The sequence below is a fragment of the Frankia sp. AiPs1 genome (assembly GCF_023716945.1).
Lineage (GTDB): Bacteria > Actinomycetota > Actinomycetes > Frankiales > Frankiaceae > Frankia.
Map to the genome: position 1 here is coordinate 1 of NZ_JAMQQF010000696.1, position 2,755 is coordinate 2,755.

General features: G+C 72.6%; 6 protein-coding genes. All 6 read right to left on the reverse strand.

From position 1 onward, the window contains the following. The coding region (locus ND748_RS29510; protein ID WP_251749470.1) for a nitrogen fixation protein NifZ at positions 1 to 500 on the reverse strand (500 nt) is incomplete at its 3' end. Next, positions 497 to 895, reverse strand: a complete 399-nt coding sequence (gene nifW, locus ND748_RS29515; RefSeq protein WP_251749471.1) for a nitrogenase-stabilizing/protective protein NifW — start codon at positions 893 to 895, stop codon at positions 497 to 499. The genes nifW and ND748_RS29510, both read right to left, overlap by 4 nt. After that, positions 892 to 1,155, reverse strand: coding sequence for a CCE_0567 family metalloprotein (locus tag ND748_RS29520; RefSeq protein ID WP_251749472.1), 264 nt, complete (start codon positions 1,153 to 1,155; stop codon positions 892 to 894). Before ND748_RS29520 ends, nifW begins: the two co-directional genes overlap by 4 nt. Beyond that, positions 1,145 to 1,588, reverse strand: coding sequence for a NifX-associated nitrogen fixation protein (locus tag ND748_RS29525; protein WP_251749473.1), 444 nt, complete (start codon positions 1,586 to 1,588; stop codon positions 1,145 to 1,147). Before ND748_RS29525 ends, ND748_RS29520 begins: the two co-directional genes overlap by 11 nt. Further along, positions 1,585 to 2,016, reverse strand: coding sequence for a nitrogen fixation protein NifX (gene nifX / locus ND748_RS29530; RefSeq protein WP_251749475.1), 432 nt, complete (start codon positions 2,014 to 2,016; stop codon positions 1,585 to 1,587). The genes ND748_RS29525 and nifX overlap by 4 nt, the downstream gene beginning before the upstream one ends. Further along, positions 2,010 to 2,755 (reverse strand): nitrogenase component 1 (locus ND748_RS29535; RefSeq protein WP_285902890.1); only part of this gene is annotated, 746 nt, incomplete at its 5' end. The genes ND748_RS29535 and nifX, both read right to left, overlap by 7 nt.

Below are 2,755 nucleotides of genomic sequence, written 5' to 3' on the forward strand. Positions count from 1 at the left end.
GCCTTGGCGAGCTTGGCGGCCTCGGCGGGCTCGGCGGGCGTGCTCGGCGCCGCGAGCTCGGCGTCCGCCGCGGCGGACTTGCAGTTCGCCGACCCGTGCTTGCATGCCTTCCCCGCGTGCCCGCCGGCACCGTGCGCCGCGGGCTCGGCCGGCACCTTGTCGGCCAGCAGGACGGCGACCGGGACCGAGCCCTCCGCCGCGGCGGTCGCCGTGGCGGCGGACGCGACCACGGTCTCCGCCGCCGCGGACTCGGCCGCCGTGGCGTCCTCGGGGGCCTCGAGCTCGCGCTCCAGCGCGCCGACGATGCGGCCGTTTTCGAACGCGATCGCGTAGACGATGTGCTCCTGCAGGTACAGGCCGACGTTGATGACCTGACCGCGGGTGCCGGCCTCGACCAGGATCTCGCCGATGGAGATCGCCGGGTCCGGGTAGGTGCCGTCGTTGCGCAGCGCCTTGGCGGCCATGACAACGTCGCCGACGTCGTAGGTGTTGGTGGTCATCGGGCCTCCTCCGTCCGCTCGGACGTTTCCGACGGCTGGGTGGACCCCAACCGCTGCACGGTGATCTCGGACGCCGGCACGAACGCCGCCGCCTGCGGCGCGCGGTCCTTCAGCACCTTGAACAGGCGGTGATCCAGCGCGCCGGCGTTGGTGAACGCCTCGTAGGAGCGGACGAGAGCGTCGCGGTAGTCGCGCAGAAGATGGCGCGGGTTCTCCGCGTCAGCCCCGGCTTCGGGCAGCTTGGCCAGCTCGCCGGCGAAGTGCTTGAGGATGTGCAGCCGGTTGACGGCCACGACCCGCGGGTCGTAGTCGACCTCCAGCAGGGTGAAGTACTCCTCGGCGGTGGAGCAGCGGTGGAACGCGGCCAGTTGGCCGGCGTCGGTGGTCGCGCTCATCGCGACGTCTCCTTCTCGGCCAGGCCCTCCAACAGGGCGATCTCGGCGTAGGCGTCATAGGTTCGGCGGGCGACGTCGAGCAGGCCCTCCCAGCCGATCGGGAGGTCCTCGGCGAGGTCGTGAAGATCGAGCTTGAGCCGGGTGGCCTTGCTGTGGAGCTTGCGCAGCCGCTGCTGGGCGGCGGCGGCGTCCAGGCCCGCGGCGTCCAGGCTCGCGGTGTCGAGGCCCGCGGCGTTCGGGGCCGGCGACTCAGGAGTCATCGCGGGCGACCTCGCTCCAGCGCTCGATCAGCTTGCTCGCGCCGCCCACCAGAGCCTCGCCGCGGGCGGCGAGCTCCTCGAACGAGCTGAAGCCGAACCGCTGCACGTCGCGCAGCGCGTTGTCGAGCACGACGAGTCGGCCCGCACAAATGATCACCCGGCCGAAGCCCTCGCTGTTGAGGTCGAGGATCGTCGTGGTGAACGCGCCGGTCGCCTTCTCGATGGCGGCGGCGACCGCCTGGTAGAACGACCGCAGCCGAGCCCCGGTGGCGATATCGAGGTCGCAGTTGGTCGCGATCGTGCGCCGCTGCTCCTTGGTCAACACGAACGGGGCGAGCAACTGCTCGTCGGAGAAACGATCGAGCTGGCCGTAGGAGTCGCCGGCCCGGACCTGGTCGAGCAGGTCACGCAGGAAGTCCTTCGCCTCGCTCATGCCGGGTCTCCCTTCAGAACGGCGGCGACGTTGCGGGTCCAGCTCTGCCCGGCCGGCTGCGGCTCGCTGTGCTTGAGCACCTTGCGCAGCCAGGGCGGCGGAGTCCCGGCCAGCGTCGCGACGTAGCGGGTCAACAGGTCGGAGACGCTGGCGCCCTTGGCCACCTTCACCGGATGGATCTTGGCCTTGACGACCTTCGCCGCGGCGGTTCCACCGATGTCGGCGATGTTGAGGATCGCGCAGTCCGTGACCGCGGCCAGCCTGGATTCGATCTTGTCCTGCTCGTCGTCGGACGCCGCCTCCAGCAGGCGGGTCTCCAGCAGGTGTGACCCCTCGGGGCCGACCTCGTAGACGTCGAACCGTCGGCACCAACCGAAGTGCTGGTCCACAGCGGTGCCGTCGCTGGTCGCGAAGGCGATCTTCAACACGGGGACTCCTGGAACAGGTTGTCGAGTTCTTCGGGTTCGGCCGTGCCGCGCCCCTGCTGGGGGATCTCGGGGCCGGCCCGATGACCGCCCGCGGCAGATCCGTGCGAGGCGGGCAGCGGCGGCCGACCCGGCCGGGCATGCCCGTGCCCGTGGTCGAGGACGCGGTTCGCTGCGTCGATCAGTAGCCGCAGGCTGCCGACGTAGCCGGCGGTGCCGGCCAGCGCCGCCCCGAGCCGGTCGAAGATCGGAAAACCGATCGGCAGGAACGCGGCGCCGATCCGCTCCGCGATGCCCCGGGCGTGGCTGGAGCCGAGGACGAGCTCGGCGCCGGCGGCCTGCGCCCGTTCGGCGAACTCGGTCAGGTCGCCGATGACGACCTCGGCCCACGGCGCGTCGGCGAGGGCCGGCGCCGGGGTCGGCGACACCGCGGTCACGATCTCGGCGCCGACGTCGCGCAGCAGCGAGCCGGCCGCCAGCAGGGTTTCGGGCTCGCCGGCGATCGCGACCCGGACGCCGCCGAGGACGAAGTGCGCGTCGAGCAGGCCGTCGGCGAGGCGGGCCCGGTCCCGGCGGACCTGCTCGGGAGCGGTCCGGCCGGTGTGCGCCATCAGCTCCGTGACCAGGGCGTCGGTCTCGGTCAGGCCGGACAGGTGCCGGTGGCGCAGCAGCCGGGCGCCGGTGCGGGCGGCGAGTAGTTCGCCGGCGGGGGCGGCGGTGGCACCGGCGACGAGGACGGCGC

What these genes read in the sequence shown, in the direction of transcription:
- ND748_RS29525 (WP_251749473.1), bottom strand. Translation starts at nt 1,588, where the DNA reads ATGAGCGAGGCGAAGGACTTCCTGCGTGACCTGCTCGACCAGGTCCGG.
- ND748_RS29520 (WP_251749472.1), bottom strand. Translation starts at nt 1,155, where the DNA reads ATGACTCCTGAGTCGCCGGCCCCGAACGCCGCGGGCCTCGACACCGCG.
- nifW (WP_251749471.1), bottom strand. Translation starts at nt 895, where the DNA reads ATGAGCGCGACCACCGACGCCGGCCAACTGGCCGCGTTCCACCGCTGC.